This is a genomic window from Helicobacter ganmani, assembly GCF_003364315.1.
GTDB lineage: Bacteria > Campylobacterota > Campylobacteria > Campylobacterales > Helicobacteraceae > Helicobacter_D > Helicobacter_D ganmani.
Genome location: NZ_NXLS01000002.1, coordinates 120,018 through 135,458, shown reverse-complemented (window position 1 = coordinate 135,458; position 15,441 = coordinate 120,018). Strand labels below are relative to the sequence as shown.

The window sequence follows — 15,441 nt, the reverse complement described above, 5'->3', positions numbered from 1 at the left end:
TTAGCTTAGGATTCCGCTATGGGGTAGTCTATGACTGCGCTCTTTTGCGTAGATTCTTTGTCCATTTTTCAAATCATATTTCCAAATAGGAGCACGATGTTTGAAATCCTCAATGAAATCTCCAAAAATCTCTAACGTTGCGCGTCTTTGTGGGCTAAAAATCCCAGCCATATAGGAACTTTGGTGGTTTAAAACATCGCCTTTAGAATGCGCCATTCTAAGCAAAACTTCGCTTTCAAGGGCTTTTTTCACCCAGCCCAAGAACCATTGTTCTAGCAGTGGAAGATAAATATCAAAACTTAAGCCCTCGTAGCTATTTTCTGCGCGCACGATTCCGGTAAAAATTGCATTAGCTCCCAAATTGGCTTGTGCGCTTAGAGTAATCCAATCTTTATAAATTGCCGCAGTGTCCAATGCGCCTTCAAAAATTTCTAATCCATCAATTTGGGTTTGCATTTATCCACCACAAACGGGAGGCAATAACACGATTTTATCGCCCTTTTTAATCGGGGTGTCCAATGAGGTAACGATTTCGTTATTTAAGGCAATGGCGCAATCTTTTAGCCAATCTTTTAAGTCTGGAATCGCTTGTAATTCTTGTTTTAATGCGTGAAAGTCTTTTGCTTGGCTCTTGAAAGTCTTATTGCCAAGAGGTCCTAAAAATTCAACTTCTATCATTCATTGCCTTGTTTTATAATAAATCTATACGTTCTTCTTGTATCTTGTAGGGAGCTATTTCATTAGGTTTTGGTTTTACTTCATCTCTTGGATAAAATTTGCCCGGATTTGCTCCGCTAGATTTTACACTTGGAGTTTTATTGACAGAAAGAATCTTGCCTGTTTTGCCATCTACAAAAAACATAGAATCTTGAGGGTATTTTTGCATTTCTCTTTGCAAGGTTTCATCAAAAGGTGTGAGTGGGGGGACTTTAACGATGACTTTTGGTTCAGTAGCGGGGCTAGTGGCTTGCACGAAATTGTCCGCATTTGCAAGTGTGCTAATACAAAAAGTAGCGAGTAGGAATCTCAAAATTGATTTCATAGATTTTCCTTAAAATTTAAATTTAGCTATAATTTTATAACATTTAAACAATAAAGTAAAGGAGATTTTCAATGTTAGAAGTGGTTGCGACACAAAATGCGCCCCAAGCCATTGGTCCTTATTCTCAAGCAATCAAGGCGCAAGGAATTATTTATACTTCAGGACAAATCGGATTGACTCCGCAGGGAGCATTGGTTGAGGGGATTGAGGCGCAGACGAGGCAAGTGCTTAGTAATCTTAGTGAGGTTTTAAAAGCAGGTGGAAGTAGTTTGCAAAATGTTGTAAAGACTACGATTTTTTTAAACAATATGGACGATTTTGTGCTTGTGAATGCAATCTATGCGGAATTTTTCGGGGAGCATAAACCCGCTAGAAGCACGGTAGCAGTGAAAGCATTGCCCAAAGGTGCTTTGGTAGAGATTGAGTGTATTGCACTAACGGGATAAATAAGGAAATCCACCGCATCCTTGCGCCCATTTCTATCATTGCGAGGAGTGTAACGATAAAGCAATCCATAATCTAAAATCTTGCTAATGGTTTTACGATTCCATTGTTTATTTACTTTTGGTTTAGATTGTGGATTGCCACGCAAGTTTTTAAACTTGCTCGCAATGACGCGGTGGATTTCATTTTAGAATCTCTACTAAGCAAATTTTGCAATGGTAGAGAAAAAATTATTCATTGCATTGTGCTAATGAGCAAATATATTCAAATTGTTCTTTTGTCGTGGTGAAAAATGTCCCATAGAATAAATTGCTTTTATTCGCAGTAAAAGGCGAATATTTATCGGCGTTAAAATCAAAAATCCGCTGATAATGCTTATCTTGTGTTAATGTTATCTAAAGGCACTCTAGTTTTGCGCTTAAATGCAAGCTTCATTTTTGCTATTTGCCTCAAATTTCTCGCTTACCTCAAGTTCTGCCGTGAATCTATGCGCTGAAGTTTGATAGCATAGTACTCTATCGCCATCCTCGCCATTTTTCCACCATTCCCACTCTGCATTATATTCCTCCTGCCAATCCTCATCATATTTCTTGCATACACATATCCAATATTTCATTACTGCTCCTTATTGGGCGAAATTTAAAATTTACAATCGCAATATTACGGCATATTTTCTTAAATTATTAATTTATATACGAAATATTATCGTAATTTGAAATCAAGAGAAAGCTTTATTTAATTCGCCCTAGAAATACAAAGAATAGCAGTAAATCAAGCATTAAATGTAGATTAAGGAATCTTAATGAAATACACACAACAAGATAAGGCTAGAATCCTACGCATTACCACGCGCACTTTGCAGCGGTGGAAATACACCAAGCCCGAGCTTTTTAATATTATTGAAGCAAGATTTAAAATGCGAGAGCGAATCTACACGCAAGAGATGTATAATGAAGAGATACAATCACTCATTAAATCCATTGACCCCCGCACCCTCCCGCAAATAAACGAAAGATAGAAAGATAGAATCCCTTTATCTCTTTCAAGTAATCTTAATGAAATTTTAGATAGAATCCCGACTTTTATTAGCTTTAATAAAAAGAACTTCAAATTTTAAGGAATTGTATAATGTATGCAATTATTGCGAATGGAGGCAAACAATACAAGGTGCAAGAAGGCGATGTTATTTTGCTAGATTGTTTAAACCTTGAGCCAAAGTCAAAAGTTGAAGTGAGCGAAGTTTTAGCAATCTGCGATGGCGGAGACATTAAGCTTGGTGCGCCTTATGTAAGCGGCGCGAAAGTGGAGCTAGAAGTCATCAATGAGGGCAGAGGTAAAAAGGTCATCACTTTTAAGAAAAGACGCAGAAAAGATAGCAAAACAAAACGAGGCTTTAGACGAGATTTTACGCGTGTGCGCGTGGTAAAAATCGCGGCTTAAGATTGTTAAGGAGTTGAAATGGCACACAAGAAAGGTCAGGGTAGCACCCAGAATAACCGCGATTCTGCGGGACGCCGCTTAGGTGTTAAAAAGTTTGGTGGGCAGTTTGTTCGTGCGGGCAATATTATTATCCGTCAAAGAGGCACAAAAGTGCATCCCGGAAATAATGTGGGAATGGGCAAAGACCATACAATTTTTGCATTAATTGATGGGATTGTTTCTTTTGAAAGAAAAGATAGAGAGCGCAAAAAAGTCTCTATTATCCCAGCTTCTTAAAGCTTCTTTAGCGGGATTCCGCTCGGGATTCCGCCTAATTTATTAAATAGTTTTTTGGGTTTTGATTTTAATATTAATCTTTAATTTTGGTATTCAAATCATAATTCGTAGTGGAATCCTAGAGCTAAACTTTTAAGGTTATTTGATGTTTGTTGATAGCGTTGAAATCTTTGTGTCTTCCGGCAAAGGTGGCGAGGGTGCTGTTTCGTTTCGCAGAGAAAAATATGTGCTAAATGGAGGACCTGACGGGGGCGATGGCGGCAAGGGCGGGAATGTGTATTTTCAAGTGGATAGAAATACTGATACGCTTTCGCATTTTAGAGGACATAAGACTTTCAAGGCTCAAAATGGAAAGCCCGGAGAAGGACGCAATAAATATGGCAAAAAGGGTGAGGATTTAGTGATTATTGTCCCGCCCGGAACGCAAGTTTTTGATAGTCAAAGCGGAGAGCTTTTGCTAGATTTGGTAGAGGAATCCCAAAAGATTCTATTTTTGGAGGGTGGCAAAGGTGGCTTAGGCAATGTGCATTTTAAAAGTGCCACAAATCAACGCCCAACTTACGCGCAAAAGGGGCTTGTAGGCATTGCAAAGCAAATCCGCTTGGAATTGAAATTGATTGCCGATGTCGGACTTGTAGGTTTTCCAAATGTCGGAAAATCCACACTTGTGTCTGTGTTATCTAACGCAAAGCCCGAAATTGCGAATTATGAATTTACAACGCTGATTCCAAAACTTGGAATTGTCAATGTCGGAGAGTATCAATCCTTTGTGATTGCAGATATTCCCGGAATCATTGGGGGAGCAAGTGAGGGAAAAGGCTTGGGATTAGAGTTTTTGCGCCACATTGAGCGCACACGATTCTTGCTTTTTGTGCTAGATTTAGCAAATTATCGCACATTGCAAGAGCAGTTTGGGGCATTAAGGGCGGAGTTAGAACATTTTAGCACAGAACTCTCTCGTCGCCCTTTTGGCATTATGTTTTCTAAGCTTGATGTGCAACAAAATGCGGAATCGCAGAATGTTCAAGAAGAAATCGCAAAATTCTTGAATGCCTTTCAATTCCAATTAACACAAAGAGAATCTAGCGGTCTTTTTACACAAAAGGACAAACAAGATTTTGGCAAAGATTATGATTGGAGTATGCCCTTTTTTGCGCTTGGTGTTTCAAGTGTCAGTGGAGAAAATTTAGAATCCTTGCGATTCCTTTTATATTCTTGTTTAAAGGACTTTGATGCGCAAAAATAGAATTGTGATTAAGGTGGGTAGTGCGATTTTGGTAGAGAATCAAAAGGTGAATCTCGTGCGCATAGAGGCATTAGCGCAATTAATTAGCGAGTTGAGTGCAACTTATGAAGTGATTTTAGTCTCTTCAGGAGCGGTAGCTTCGGGCTTCACTGCGCTAGAATTGGACAAAAAGATTTTGGCAAACAAACAAGCCTTAGCGGCGATTGGACAACCGCTTTTAATGCAAATTTATGCCAAAGCCTTGCAGCCTTATGGAATCTTGAGTGCGCAAGTTTTGTTTTCGGGTTATGATTTGGATTCTAGGAAACGCACTCAAAATGCGCGCAACACAATGGAGGTGTTGCTAAAAAACAAGGTTTTGCCAATTATTAACGAAAACGATGTAACCACAACAGGCGAGTTGATGTTTTTGGGTTTTGGTGATAACGACCAACTCTCTGCTTATGTTACACATTTTTTTGATGCTTCGCTTTTGGCGATTCTAAGCGATATTGACGGATATTACGAAGAAAACCCCAAAGAGAATCCCAACGCAAAAATACGCAAAATCGTAACAGAAATTTCGCAAGCGGAATTGCAAGCAGAGGCGACACCCAACAATGCCTTTGCCACAGGTGGAATCGTAACGAAACTAAAAGCGGCGCAGTTTTTGCTAGAAAATGGGCGCGAAATGTTCCTCTCTAGTGGCAAAGATTTGAATATTTTAAAAGATTTTTTGCTTCATTCTAAGCATAGCAAGGGCACATTATTTACTGCTCGTTCGTTATCTTAGTAGCTTAATTTGCAAAAGTAGTTTTTGCATTGAGCAAACTTTTGTGTTGTGCAAATGTAGAGAAAATGTTAAGCAAATTTTTGTTAAAATCCGCTTCTTAATCTTAATAAAATCTATTAAAAGAAACTTGCAAATGGAAGAATTATTTACACAATGGCTGCAAGAATACGGCTATATTATTTTGTTTATTTGGAGCACTTTAGAGGGTGAGCTTGGATTGATTATGGCTGGAATTATGTGTCATACAGGGCATATGACGATTTCTATTGCAATTATTGTAGCAGGATTGGGTGGATTTGTGGGAGACCAAGTTTATTTCTATATTGGACGCTACAATAAGCAATTCATTTACAAAAAACTCAAAACCCAAAGGCGTAAATTTGCCTTAGCACATTTGCTATTGCAACGATATGGCTGGCCCATTATCTTTGCCCAAAGATACTTGTATGGTATGCGCACGGTGATTCCAATGAGTATTGGCGTTACACGATATAGCGCGAAAACTTTTGCTTTTATTAATCTCATCAGTGCGCTTGTTTGGGCGGCAATTACAATTTTGCTAGCCTATTTCTTTGGCGAACAATTACTTCAAATCGTGCATTATGCTAAGGAGCATTATTATATTGCGATTCCATTTGCGTTAATTTTGGGTGGTGGAATCTATTATTATATGCACAAAGCCACAGCAAAAGCTGAACAAAAAATGACAGGAAAGTAAAATGAAAATCTTAAATCTTAAAAAACAAGCGGAACTAGAAATCGTCCTTTTGCGCGATAAAAAATTACCAAAAGCCTTAACTAAAGCCGAAAAGGACGCACTAGAGATTCAAAATTACAAAGGAGAGGGTTGCTGCTTTTTGGTAGCAAGCAAGAAATTTTTTGTAGGAATTGAGAGCTATAATTATCCCTTTCCAAATGCCATACGCGATGCGCTTGCCAATGCATTGGCAAGCATTAAAAAGTTGCGGATAAAGTCTGCTTCACTTGTGGTAGAATCACAACAAGAGGCAAAAGAGGTTTGTGAGGGAGTTTTGCTTGGTTCTTATGTGTTTGATGCTTTTAAAAGCAAAAAGGGTGAAAACAATCTTCAAGAAATCTATTTAAGCTCTACGAAGTTAGAACAAAAGATACTTGCACAAATCATCAAAGAATCCCAAATTTTGAGTGAGAGTATCAATCAAGTGCGTGAGTTGATTAATACTCCACCAATGATTGCAACGCCAAAGTATGTCGCGGACTTTGCGCAAAGAATCGCAAAAGAATGTGGCATAGAGTGCAAGGTGTATGATGAGAAATTTTTAGAGAAAGAAAAAATGGGTGCATTTTTGGCAGTGGCAAAGGCAAGTGCAAACAAGCCCTATCTTGTGCATTTGAGTTATAAACCCAAAGTGGCAAAAGGCAAAAATCTGCCTAAAATCGTGCTAGTTGGCAAGGGTTTAACTTACGATTCCGGTGGGCTTAGTTTAAAGCCGGGTGATTATATGACGACAATGAAATCAGATAAAAGCGGTGCGTGCGCGGTGATTGGGATTTTGGAATCTGTGGCAAAACTAGGCGTGCAAGCTGAAGTGCATGGAATCTTAGGATTGGCTGAAAATATGATTGGCGGAAATGCATATAAGCCTGATGATATTTTAATTGCGCGGAATCAAAAGAGCATTGAAGTGCGCAATACTGATGCAGAGGGGCGTTTGGTGTTGGCGGATTGCTTAAGCTTTGCAAGTGATTTAAAGCCGGATTTTTTGATTGATTTAGCTACACTTACAGGGGCTTGTGTCGTGGCTTTGGGAGATTATAGCACAGGAATTATGGGATACAATCAAAAGTTAAAAGAAAGCTTTGCCAAAGCAGCCTTTGAGGCAGGAGAGCTAAGCGGAATCCTACCTTTTAATCCTTATTTAAGGAAGCTGTTTAATTCCGAAGTAGCAGACTTGTGCAATATTCCCTCTAGTCGCTATGGAAGTGCAATTAGTGCGGGAATGTTTTTGGGCGAGTTTGTAGCGGAATCTCTAACGCAAAAATGGTTGCATTTGGATATTGCTGGACCTGCTTATGTGGAAAAGGCTTGGGGAGTGAATCCCTTTGGGGCAAGCGGCGCAGGGATTCGTGCAGTTGTGCAGTTTATCCTAAATCAGACAAAATAAAGGAAATTTTATGGGGCTATCAATCGGAATCGTAGGACTTCCAAATGTAGGTAAATCCACAACTTTTAATGCGCTGACCAAAACACAAAATGCCCAATCTGCGAATTATCCCTTTTGCACGATTGAGCCAAATAAGGCAATCGTGCCTGTGCCTGATACGCGACTTTTGGAGTTGGCTAAGATTGTCAATCCGCAAAAGATTCAACATTCTGTGGTGGAATTTGTAGATATTGCGGGGCTTGTCAAGGGAGCAAGCAAGGGAGAGGGCTTAGGGAATCAGTTTTTGGCAAACATTAAAGAAACAGAGGTGATTTTGCATATTGTGCGTTGTTTTGAGGATTCCAACATTACGCATGTAGAGGGAAGCATTGAACCTTTGCGTGATGTGGAAATTATTGAGACAGAATTATTGATTGCCGATATGCAAACCCTACAAAAGCGCGTAGAAAGACTTGCTAGAAGCGCAAAAAGCGGAACAGACAAAGAAGCAAAGGCGCAGCTAGAGGTTGCGAGTTTGCTTTTAGCGCATATTGAGAGTGGTGCGCCTGTGCGGACATTTCAAGAAAAAGAGAATGAATGGTTTTTGCTTTTAGATAGAGAGTTGCGATTCTTGACAAACAAAGAAATCATTTATGGTGCAAATGTAGATGAAGAGGGGTTGGAATCCGATAATGACTTTGTGGTGCAATTAAAAGGTTACGCTAAAGAGCAGGGTGCAGAGGTGATTAAGCTTTGTTCCAAGATTGAGGAAGAATTAGTGAGCTTGAGTGAGGAGGAACAAGTAGAGTTTCTTAAAGAATTAGGCGTTTGTGAGAGTGGGTTGGACACTATTATTCGTTTGGGATTCCACAAATTAGGATTAATCAGCTACTTTACTGCTGGGGTAAAAGAAGTGCGCGCTTGGACGATTCATCAAGGAGACAAAGCACCTGTGGCTGCTGGCGTGATTCATAAAGATTTTGAAAAAGGCTTTATTCGCGCAGAAGTGATTGCCTATGAGGATTTTATCCGATATGGTGGTGAGGCAAAATCTAAAGAAGCGGGTGCAATGCGTGTCGAGGGCAAGGACTATGTCGTGCAAGATGGCGATGTAATGCACTTTAGGTTTAATGTGTAGGTTTTTAGGGGTAATATTGAATATATAAGTAATCTTAATTGACTCGTTTAATGTGTTTAATTCTTGTGATTAATAGCTTAAAAATAGCATTTTACAGATAAGCACTTAGAATCATAAAGATTTAGTGCTTTTGTTTTGAAATTTGGATTTTTGAATAATATAAACTCAAGTTATTTTTTCTCCTTTTTTCTATCTAAATCTTTCAATTTCATCTTTTATGTTATTATCTGAATCCAAAAGGATTCGTAGTTTTTCTTGCTTTGCTCTATTGCTTCATCAAATTTAAAACCAAGCATAACAATATGATAAAGATTAGGTTTGTGTTTATTTGTGCTTGTGGAGTAATGTTAAGCGGGTGTTTAGATAGTGCACCAAAATGCAATGATGAAACGGTGGTTGATTCTGTGAAAGAGATTTTGCTTAGAGACAAGTGGTTTTTTGTTGAAAATGGTTTTACAAAAGAGACTTTAATGGCAATGGCAATGGAAAATTTAACTTTTGAAAAAATAGATATGGTAACGGAGCTAGGCTTTGTAGATGTTTTGAAGCCAGTTCTTGATTTGAAAGATTACTCTCACAAAGCCTCCCGTATTTCATTAGTTGATTTTATGACAACAGAAGTTAGCAAACAAAGTAAAAGTTCTTATTGTTCTGCAACATTGGAAATAGAGTATCCAGAAATGCCTCAAGAAATGAAACAAGAATATATCAAAGGTATGCTTAAGTGTCCCATATTTGATGGAGGGAAAGCAACACGAGAGGTGGCTTATAGCGCAAGATACACAGATGATGGCAAAAAGATTTATGTGGAACTTTTAGAGGATTAATTTACCCTTTAATGGATTCTTTTATTCGGATTGCTTTGTCATTCCATTCCTCTCAATGACATTTTCCACTGCGTCATTGCGAGACTTGATTTATCAAGTCGTGGCAATCTATAATGTGGAATCCCTCTTAAGAAATTCTATTGCAAAACCTTATGATATGTGAGATTATAGATTACTTCGCTTGCGCTTGCAAGGACGAAAAATTAAAGCATTTCCCGCTCTTCATTACGAGATTTACAAACTTTATCAGCGAGATTCCATAATATTTTTGAACATTTGAAACATTTTGAAGTTTTTCGTGTGGAATTTCGCAAGGTTTTTTAAAAATAAAGCTTTCTTTTGATAAAATACAAAGTTTCTTAACGAAAAAATTAAGAATTGTTTTCATAGAGGAGGAAATAGATGGCAGAGAATGTCAATCGTAGAGATTTCCTTGGTATGGCTCTAGGAGGGATTGCAGCTGTTGGTGTTGGCGCATCGTTGGTTGCAATGAAATCTTCTTGGGACCCATTGCCAAGTGTTGTTTCGGCTGGTTTCACAACTATTGATTTAAGCAGTATGCAAGAGGGTGAATATAGACAAGTAGAGTATAGAGGCACACCTGTTTATGTTATCAAAAAAACTGCAGAAATGAAAAAATGTGAAGAAAGAGATGTGGTTGTGGGCAATGCAGATTATAGTTTAGGTATCCAAATCTGCACCCATTTAGGCTGTATTCCATCGTATGATTCTAAATCCACAGAATTTCATTGTGCTTGCCACGGCGGGCGATTTGATGCTTGCGGTAGAAATGTATTTGGTCCTCCTCCAACTCCAATGGCGATTCCGCCTTTCAAGATTGAAGGTGATAAATTGGTGCTTGGCGAAGAAGGTCCTGAATACTTGAAGCTCGTAGGTAAGGCATAAGGAGTAATGTATGGCACAAATTCATAAAGCAGATGGTATTATTGATTGGTTAGACCAAAGGTTGGCAGTAAAACCTTTGATGAAAGTATTAATGACGGAATATTGGATTCCAAAAAATATCAATTTCCTTTGGGCAATGGGTGTTGTTTTGGTAGTATTATTCAGTCTTTTAGTGGTTTCTGGATTATTTTTGTTAATGTATTACAAGCCAGATACTAAACTTGCATTTGATAGTGTAAATTATACAATTATGCAGGAAGTGAAGTATGGTTGGCTGTGGAGACACTTACACGCGGTGAGTGCGTCTGTTTGCTTCTTGGTTATTTATATTCATATGTTTGTTGCGATTTATTATGGTTCATACAAACGTGGAAGAGAAATGATTTGGCTTACAGGTATGATTCTTTTTGGTTTATTTTCTGCAGAAGCCTTTAGCGGTTATATGCTTCCTTGGGGACAAATGAGCTATTGGGCGGCAGCAGTTATTACAAATCTTTTTGGTGGAATCCCTGTAATTGGAGCGGATTTAGTCGTATGGATTCGCGGTAACTTCATCGTAGCAGACGCAACTTTGACAAGATTCTTTATGTTGCATGTTGTGTTGTTACCTGTTGTGATTATGCTTGTGATTGCAGTGCATTTTTATAGTTTAAGGATTCCACATGTCAATAACGCTTATGGTGAAGAATTAGACTTTGAAAAAGAAGCAGAGAAATACAAAGCAGGGAACAAAAAAGAATCTAAAGTTATTCCATTTTGGCCTATGTTCTTGTCTAAAGATTTCTTTGTTGCGAGTTTCTTCTTGGCAATTTTATTTTATTTGACTTGTTATCATTTTGCTTTTGCGCTTGACCCAATTAACTTTGACCCTGCTGACCATCTCAAAACCCCTCCGCATATTTACCCCGAGTGGTATTTCTTGTGGAGTTATGAAATCTTACGCGGCTTTTTCTTTAGCGCAGATTTGGGCTTGATGGCATTTGGAATTGCAAATGTTGTCTTTATGTTGTTGCCTTGGTTAGACCGCAGTGATGTAGTTGCACCTGCGCACAAACGACCCGGATTTATGATTTTCTTCTGGCTTTTGGTAATAGATATGATTGTTTTGACGATTTGGGGCAAACTTCCTCCAACAGGCGTGAATGCTTATATTGGTTTTGCCGCTACAATTGCGTTTTTGGCATTATTGTTTGTGTTTTTACCAATCGTAACCAAACTTGAAAACAAACAGAATTAAGAAGGAGTGAGAATGAAAGAATTCTTAGCATTAATCGTTGTTGTTGTGCTGACAGGGATTATTTATTGGGGTGTTGAACCTTTTGCACATGGTCAAATGTATCCAAAAGTTGCTCCCGCAGATTATACTTTTGCCGATTTGAAACCGCTTGTAGCAGAGGGTAATGCAGCAAATGGTAAAGAAATTGTCAATGCAAATTGTCTTGCGTGCCACTCTATCAAATCCGAAGGTATGGAATCTCCATTTGCTCCAGAAGATGCCCTTGCGGCTTATGGTGTTGTTCCACCGGATTTATCTTCTGCTGGATTGATTTATGAGAAAAACTTTTTAGGTAATGTGGTGAAAAATGCTGCCATTGCAGCAAAGCAAACACATAAATTTGATGGCAATCACCCAATGCCAGCTTATGATTGGATGAGTGAGCAAGAGATTGCAGATATTGTTGCATATTTGCGCAGTATTGCTCCTCAAGAATTAAGCAACAAAGAAGTGTTTATTGACGCGTGCGGTCGCTGCCATAGTGTGCGATATGACAAATGGAGTGCAGAGGGCGGTATGACAGATTATCTTGGCACTAAAGTTCCAGATTTGTCTATGATGATTCGTAGTCGCAGCTTAGATTACTTGCATACTTTCATTAATGACCCACAAAAAAGACTTGCAGGGACTGCAATGCCACGCGTGGGCTTGACTGAAAAAGCAGAAAATCAAGTGGTTGCTTATATGGAATCTGTGGGTGATAGCAAGAAAGATGAACGCGAAGCACTCGGTTACAAACTCATTATTTTTATGGTGATTATGGGCGTCGTAGCTTATTTGTGGAAACGCAAGATTTGGCATGATGTGCATTAAACTTTAGTCTTTTAAGCAAGTGGGGATTCCCTCCTTGCTTGAATTTTTGAAAGCCACACAAATGAAAATCAAAATTAATTCTTATTGTTTAGAATGTCTGCTAGAGAATCATATCTCTACTTCCGTGCGTGGAAATAGGCTTAAAATAGACGAGGAGATTGTAATACCCGAAGCGGGCTTTATGGAATAATATTGTTCTTTCAATAGGGGAAATACCCTTTGTCCAATGGGAACTTTTTCTTATAGTAACGCGCATATTCCGCGTCTTGACATTAAGATGGGGAGATATAATTCTATAGCACTAGGACTTAGTTTTATTAGTGGTAAGCACCCTTTGGATATAATCTCTACTTCTAGTTTTACTTATTATCCTAATTTTGTAATTTTTAAAGATGCGAATTTGAAATTTGTTCAAGGAAAATACCAAACAGACAGCTACACTAATTTCGTTCTTTCTGCACCCCCTACAACTTTAGAACACGATGTGTATGTCTGCCCAATGCGATTCTAAAGTCCGGAATCACGCTTCATACGGGTTGCGTTGTGGGTCAAAATGCGCTAGTTACCAAAGATGTCCCACCCTTTGCTGTGGTAGGTGGAATCCCTGCTAGGATTTTAATATCGTTTTAATGAGGAGACAAGAGAGCGGATTTTACGACTTGAATGGTGGAAATATGGATTCTTTGACTTTAAAGGAATTGATTTGAAATCAAACATAAATTACTATTTAGATGAATTAGAATCGCGCATACAGAGTCATCAAATAATGCCCTTTGTGCCCAACAGGGTCTATTTTCAAGATTTAATTGAACGAAGTAGAGAGCAAAAATTTTATTCCATATCACAACAGATACAGAATCAGCTTCCCCACCACAATAAGCTTACAGGCGCAACTCTACGCTTCCAATCCCATTTAGCCTACAAATTAGGCAATGCAATGATTCTAAACTCCAAAAGCTTATGGGGAATGATACGCTTACCTTATGTTCTAAGCTATATTAAAGAATCCCACAGAATAGAACAGCAACAATATCAAGAAAGAATCAAAAAGAATCCAAAACTAAAACTTCCTCCTCTAGAATCTTATGCAGACTATAAGGAAGCAATCCAAATCAAAAACTACACTTCTTATAAACTAGGTGAAGGTTTGATTGCTGCGAATCGTGCGGGGGGGGGGGGCAATATTGCTTTATTTGCTCAAAGCCTTTGTGGCTAAAGTCTGTGGGTTAAAGGTGGTGTGAGGATTCTATTGTCTTGCGATTCCATTTTGTCATTGCAAACAAAGTGAAGCGCACATTACGAAGTGATTGTATAGGTTTGGGTGAGTTGCTTTCCACGCCCACATTTGAAAATCTATAACCTTGCAAAACTTAGCCTTTACAATGGAATCCAAAAATTAAATATGAGATTCTGTATTGTAGATTGTCACGATTCTATAAATTAATTCCACAAGGATAGAATGCAAAATCACAAGAGTGCAGCGGGGAGATATTCTCTTAGCTTATCGTATCAATTTGCACATTACCGCTATAAATTGCGTGGCTAAATTCCCTTAAAATGCGTTGTGTTTTGGCTTCTGTATTTTTGCGCAAAATATCATTATAGTTGCTTGTGGGATTCTTGGTATAATTCTTGGTATAGAGCCCTTGCAAGTGGTTTAAATTATCTTGAAATTCTTTTGCAACTTCTTGCCAACCATCTTGTGTAATACCTAAAAATCCGAGTTCTTCTTCTTTTTTCTCTGGATTGGAATCTTGAGATTCTTTTTCGCGTTGCTCTATGCGCTCTACGCTTGCGCTTAAATTACCGGCTCTTGTGAGCATTTGCGCGACAGAAATTTTTTCATTGGGAGACATACCCGCAGTTACTCTTTCAAAAGCTTGATATTGTTCATCGCTCATAAGCTCCAAACTAATCATTCCATAAGTGATTCTCTCACTGCTAAAGCTCTCTTGATTCTGTTGTTGCAATTCTTTATTCTGTGCTTTGTTTGTGGATTGTACATTTTCGTTTAAGAGACGATTCGCTTCATTATAAATTCCACCTAGGGAGTTTAAGTTTTGATTGATGACCATTGTGAAACAAAATCCTTTCTTATTTTAAAGTCAAAGTTTGAAATATTGTCAAAATTGAAAATTTTAAAGCAAAAAGGATTCCAACTTTTTACATTGTTGTGAAATTTCGGGATAAAAATTTGCAAGATTTTATATAAAATATATAAAATCTTGCTAGGCTTTAAGCAAAAATAAAATATAATTTCAGAAATTTTTAATATTAAAAATTTCTGAAGACTAAGGCTTATTTGTTTATGAAATATTTAAAACTTCTAAAATATTTGGTTGTATTCTCTTTTTTTGGTACTTTTTCGTTAGCTTCTCCTTTTGGCAACAAAATCATTGTTCCAATTATTGCACTTGATAAGGATTCCGCACATTATGCGTATGTGCCGGCATTTGATTTAAAAGTTGGGGAAAGTGGAGAGATTATTCGTTGGTTTGATAGAGAACATTCTGGAATCGTGGCAAAAGCTGCAGTAATAGAGATTCAAGACAATCGGGCAAAGATAGCCTTTGAACCTTTTGTGGGATTAGAGCAAAGTGCCTTTCCAACACCTACTTTGACGCCACAAAAGAATGATGAAGTGATTTTTCGTAGTTTTAACGACAGAGCATTTTTGATTGCACCAACGCAAGATATTTATGAAAAAATTAAAGCCGCCTATCCAGAGATTACTTGGTTGCACCCTGATTTGTTTGCGGCTTATTTAATGGATGTAGGACATACCGCGCCTGTGAGGGGAGATTTCCGCAAAATCTGCACACAATATGCTGCGGGAATTGTATATATGGTGAATCTCAATGAGGGGCAAGCGTTGGATTGCCAGACTTTTCGTATGATTAAAAAAGACTACATTACGGGACGCGCACCGGTAGAGGAGCGTATGTTACCATTTTTCTCACGCATTGGAAGAGGTAATCAAGAATGGTTTTCTTATCTTTTTAATGATGCTAAAACACAAGACTATTATATATATTTTGACGCTTTAGTTAAAGGTGAGATTCGTGACGAAGACGCAACATTTTTTGGAAGAATTACAAATTATTTTCTTGATGGTATAAAAGATATTTTTTGAGGATT

24 protein-coding genes and 1 pseudogene are annotated in these 15,441 nt (G+C 38.1%); 18 read left to right on the top strand and 7 right to left on the bottom strand.

All coding sequences use genetic code 11. The features are described from left to right. From CQA43_RS02630 to CQA43_RS02620, 3 genes are read right to left on the bottom strand one after another with little or no spacing between them, the layout of a single operon-like run. On the bottom strand, positions 1-456 hold the full coding sequence (locus CQA43_RS02630) for a molybdenum cofactor biosynthesis protein MoaE (protein ID WP_115551068.1): 456 nt from the start codon (positions 454-456) through the stop codon (positions 1-3). Then, a complete protein-coding gene (locus CQA43_RS02625) occupies positions 457-678 on the bottom strand; it encodes a MoaD/ThiS family protein (RefSeq protein WP_115551067.1) in 222 nt (73 codons plus the stop codon). It lies immediately after the preceding gene. Between the two features lie 13 nt (positions 679-691). Next, positions 692-1,042: a hypothetical protein gene (locus CQA43_RS02620; RefSeq protein WP_115551066.1), complete on the bottom strand. Its 351-nt coding sequence runs from the start codon at positions 1,040-1,042 to the stop codon at positions 692-694. A 71-nt stretch (positions 1,043-1,113) separates the two neighbouring features. On the opposite strand from CQA43_RS02620, the gene CQA43_RS02615 reads away from it, so the two are divergent. Beyond that, positions 1,114-1,488 carry a RidA family protein gene (locus CQA43_RS02615; protein WP_115551065.1) on the top strand — a complete coding sequence of 125 codons (375 nt, stop codon included), beginning with the start codon at positions 1,114-1,116 and terminating at the stop codon, positions 1,486-1,488. A gap of 128 nt (positions 1,489-1,616) precedes the next feature. Continuing rightward, positions 1,617-1,775, top strand: coding sequence for a hypothetical protein (locus CQA43_RS09460; RefSeq protein ID WP_181881600.1), 159 nt, complete (start codon positions 1,617-1,619; stop codon positions 1,773-1,775). Positions 1,776-1,904: 129 nt separating this feature from the next. Here the strand turns inward: CQA43_RS09460 and CQA43_RS02610 are convergent, their stop codons facing one another. Then, positions 1,905-2,102, bottom strand: a complete 198-nt coding sequence (locus CQA43_RS02610) for a hypothetical protein (RefSeq protein WP_115551064.1) — start codon at positions 2,100-2,102, stop codon at positions 1,905-1,907. 186 nt (positions 2,103-2,288) lie between these two features. Between CQA43_RS02610 and CQA43_RS02605 the strand changes: the two genes are divergently transcribed. The 8 genes from CQA43_RS02605 to ychF all read left to right on the top strand — a co-directional run bounded on the left by CQA43_RS02605 (position 2,289) and on the right by ychF (position 8,481). Next, positions 2,289-2,504: a hypothetical protein gene (locus CQA43_RS02605; protein ID WP_115551063.1), complete on the top strand. Its 216-nt coding sequence runs from the start codon at positions 2,289-2,291 to the stop codon at positions 2,502-2,504. 110 nt (positions 2,505-2,614) lie between these two features. Beyond that, positions 2,615-2,926 carry a 50S ribosomal protein L21 gene (gene rplU, locus CQA43_RS02600; protein ID WP_115551062.1) on the top strand — a complete coding sequence of 104 codons (312 nt, stop codon included), beginning with the start codon at positions 2,615-2,617 and terminating at the stop codon, positions 2,924-2,926. 18 nt (positions 2,927-2,944) lie between these two features. Beyond that, complete coding sequence (rpmA, locus tag CQA43_RS02595) at positions 2,945-3,202, top strand: 50S ribosomal protein L27 (RefSeq protein ID WP_115551061.1); 258 nt, start codon at positions 2,945-2,947, stop codon at positions 3,200-3,202. 145 nt (positions 3,203-3,347) lie between these two features. After that, positions 3,348-4,448, top strand: coding sequence for a GTPase ObgE (gene obgE / locus CQA43_RS02590; RefSeq protein WP_115551060.1), 1,101 nt, complete (start codon positions 3,348-3,350; stop codon positions 4,446-4,448). Continuing rightward, complete coding sequence (gene proB / locus CQA43_RS02585) at positions 4,435-5,220, top strand: glutamate 5-kinase (protein ID WP_115551059.1); 786 nt, start codon at positions 4,435-4,437, stop codon at positions 5,218-5,220. The genes obgE and proB overlap by 14 nt, the downstream gene beginning before the upstream one ends. A 133-nt stretch (positions 5,221-5,353) precedes the next feature. Further along, on the top strand, positions 5,354-5,938 hold the full coding sequence (locus CQA43_RS02580; protein WP_115551240.1) for a DedA family protein: 585 nt from the start codon (positions 5,354-5,356) through the stop codon (positions 5,936-5,938). Between the two features lies 1 nt (position 5,939). After that, entirely contained in the window at positions 5,940-7,364 is a 1,425-nt protein-coding gene (locus tag CQA43_RS02575) for a leucyl aminopeptidase (protein ID WP_115551058.1), read from the top strand. Between the two features lie 10 nt (positions 7,365-7,374). Further along, positions 7,375-8,481 carry a redox-regulated ATPase YchF gene (gene ychF / locus CQA43_RS02570; RefSeq protein WP_115551057.1) on the top strand — a complete coding sequence of 369 codons (1,107 nt, stop codon included), beginning with the start codon at positions 7,375-7,377 and terminating at the stop codon, positions 8,479-8,481. A gap of 189 nt (positions 8,482-8,670) precedes the next feature. Here ychF and CQA43_RS09670 read toward each other — a convergent pair. Beyond that, a pseudogene (locus CQA43_RS09670) lies at positions 8,671-8,807 on the bottom strand (transcriptional regulator); the annotation flags it as partial. On the opposite strand from CQA43_RS09670, the gene CQA43_RS02565 reads away from it, so the two are divergent. The 7 genes from CQA43_RS02565 (at position 8,784) to CQA43_RS02540 (ending at position 13,519) form a co-directional block, all read left to right on the top strand. Next, on the top strand, positions 8,784-9,308 hold the full coding sequence (locus CQA43_RS02565; protein ID WP_115551056.1) for a hypothetical protein: 525 nt from the start codon (positions 8,784-8,786) through the stop codon (positions 9,306-9,308). The pseudogene CQA43_RS09670 and the gene CQA43_RS02565 overlap by 24 nt on opposite strands. Positions 9,309-9,710: 402 nt before the next feature. Further along, complete coding sequence (gene petA, locus CQA43_RS02560; RefSeq protein ID WP_115551055.1) at positions 9,711-10,214, top strand: ubiquinol-cytochrome c reductase iron-sulfur subunit; 504 nt, start codon at positions 9,711-9,713, stop codon at positions 10,212-10,214. Between the two features lie 10 nt (positions 10,215-10,224). After that, positions 10,225-11,451 carry a cytochrome b gene (locus tag CQA43_RS02555; protein WP_115551054.1) on the top strand — a complete coding sequence of 409 codons (1,227 nt, stop codon included), beginning with the start codon at positions 10,225-10,227 and terminating at the stop codon, positions 11,449-11,451. Between the two features lie 12 nt (positions 11,452-11,463). Then, a complete protein-coding gene (locus tag CQA43_RS02550) occupies positions 11,464-12,303 on the top strand; it encodes a c-type cytochrome (protein ID WP_115551053.1) in 840 nt (279 codons plus the stop codon). A gap of 61 nt (positions 12,304-12,364) precedes the next feature. Beyond that, on the top strand, positions 12,365-12,493 hold the full coding sequence (locus CQA43_RS09845) for a hypothetical protein (RefSeq protein ID WP_281270094.1): 129 nt from the start codon (positions 12,365-12,367) through the stop codon (positions 12,491-12,493). Positions 12,494-12,529: 36 nt separating this feature from the next. After that, positions 12,530-12,814: a hypothetical protein gene (locus CQA43_RS02545; protein ID WP_115551052.1), complete on the top strand. Its 285-nt coding sequence runs from the start codon at positions 12,530-12,532 to the stop codon at positions 12,812-12,814. 192 nt (positions 12,815-13,006) lie between these two features. Further along, complete coding sequence (locus tag CQA43_RS02540) at positions 13,007-13,519, top strand: hypothetical protein (protein ID WP_115551051.1); 513 nt, start codon at positions 13,007-13,009, stop codon at positions 13,517-13,519. Positions 13,520-13,529: 10 nt separating this feature from the next. Here the strand turns inward: CQA43_RS02540 and CQA43_RS09455 are convergent, their stop codons facing one another. Together CQA43_RS09455 and CQA43_RS02535 are read right to left on the bottom strand one after the other, a co-directional pair. Next, positions 13,530-13,670, bottom strand: a complete 141-nt coding sequence (locus tag CQA43_RS09455) for a hypothetical protein (RefSeq protein ID WP_181881599.1) — start codon at positions 13,668-13,670, stop codon at positions 13,530-13,532. 129 nt (positions 13,671-13,799) lie between these two features. Beyond that, positions 13,800-14,378: a hypothetical protein gene (locus CQA43_RS02535; RefSeq protein WP_115551050.1), complete on the bottom strand. Its 579-nt coding sequence runs from the start codon at positions 14,376-14,378 to the stop codon at positions 13,800-13,802. A 233-nt stretch (positions 14,379-14,611) separates the two neighbouring features. Between CQA43_RS02535 and CQA43_RS02530 the strand changes: the two genes are divergently transcribed. Beyond that, positions 14,612-15,436 carry a plasminogen-binding N-terminal domain-containing protein gene (locus tag CQA43_RS02530; protein ID WP_115551049.1) on the top strand — a complete coding sequence of 275 codons (825 nt, stop codon included), beginning with the start codon at positions 14,612-14,614 and terminating at the stop codon, positions 15,434-15,436. Positions 15,437-15,441 lie beyond the last annotated feature (5 nt).

Bases quoted from the DNA above. Each gene is read 5' to 3' on its own strand.
- rplU (WP_115551062.1), top strand. From the start codon at position 2,615: ATGTATGCAATTATTGCGAATGGAGGCAAACAATACAAGGTGCAAGAA.
- CQA43_RS02615 (WP_115551065.1), top strand. From the start codon at position 1,114: ATGTTAGAAGTGGTTGCGACACAAAATGCGCCCCAAGCCATTGGTCCT.
- CQA43_RS02550 (WP_115551053.1), top strand. From the start codon at position 11,464: ATGAAAGAATTCTTAGCATTAATCGTTGTTGTTGTGCTGACAGGGATT.
- rpmA (WP_115551061.1), top strand. From the start codon at position 2,945: ATGGCACACAAGAAAGGTCAGGGTAGCACCCAGAATAACCGCGATTCT.
- CQA43_RS02565 (WP_115551056.1), top strand. From the start codon at position 8,784: ATGATAAAGATTAGGTTTGTGTTTATTTGTGCTTGTGGAGTAATGTTA.
- CQA43_RS02620 (WP_115551066.1), bottom strand. From the start codon at position 1,042: ATGAAATCAATTTTGAGATTCCTACTCGCTACTTTTTGTATTAGCACA.
- ychF (WP_115551057.1), top strand. From the start codon at position 7,375: ATGGGGCTATCAATCGGAATCGTAGGACTTCCAAATGTAGGTAAATCC.
- CQA43_RS02630 (WP_115551068.1), bottom strand. From the start codon at position 456: ATGCAAACCCAAATTGATGGATTAGAAATTTTTGAAGGCGCATTGGAC.
- proB (WP_115551059.1), top strand. From the start codon at position 4,435: ATGCGCAAAAATAGAATTGTGATTAAGGTGGGTAGTGCGATTTTGGTA.
- CQA43_RS09845 (WP_281270094.1), top strand. From the start codon at position 12,365: ATGAAAATCAAAATTAATTCTTATTGTTTAGAATGTCTGCTAGAGAAT.
- CQA43_RS02535 (WP_115551050.1), bottom strand. From the start codon at position 14,378: ATGGTCATCAATCAAAACTTAAACTCCCTAGGTGGAATTTATAATGAA.
- CQA43_RS02625 (WP_115551067.1), bottom strand. From the start codon at position 678: ATGATAGAAGTTGAATTTTTAGGACCTCTTGGCAATAAGACTTTCAAG.
- CQA43_RS02555 (WP_115551054.1), top strand. From the start codon at position 10,225: ATGGCACAAATTCATAAAGCAGATGGTATTATTGATTGGTTAGACCAA.
- CQA43_RS02575 (WP_115551058.1), top strand. From the start codon at position 5,940: ATGAAAATCTTAAATCTTAAAAAACAAGCGGAACTAGAAATCGTCCTT.
- CQA43_RS02545 (WP_115551052.1), top strand. From the start codon at position 12,530: ATGGGAACTTTTTCTTATAGTAACGCGCATATTCCGCGTCTTGACATT.
- CQA43_RS02605 (WP_115551063.1), top strand. From the start codon at position 2,289: ATGAAATACACACAACAAGATAAGGCTAGAATCCTACGCATTACCACG.
- CQA43_RS02610 (WP_115551064.1), bottom strand. From the start codon at position 2,102: ATGAAATATTGGATATGTGTATGCAAGAAATATGATGAGGATTGGCAG.
- CQA43_RS02530 (WP_115551049.1), top strand. From the start codon at position 14,612: ATGAAATATTTAAAACTTCTAAAATATTTGGTTGTATTCTCTTTTTTT.
- obgE (WP_115551060.1), top strand. From the start codon at position 3,348: ATGTTTGTTGATAGCGTTGAAATCTTTGTGTCTTCCGGCAAAGGTGGC.
- CQA43_RS02580 (WP_115551240.1), top strand. From the start codon at position 5,354: ATGGAAGAATTATTTACACAATGGCTGCAAGAATACGGCTATATTATT.
- petA (WP_115551055.1), top strand. From the start codon at position 9,711: ATGGCAGAGAATGTCAATCGTAGAGATTTCCTTGGTATGGCTCTAGGA.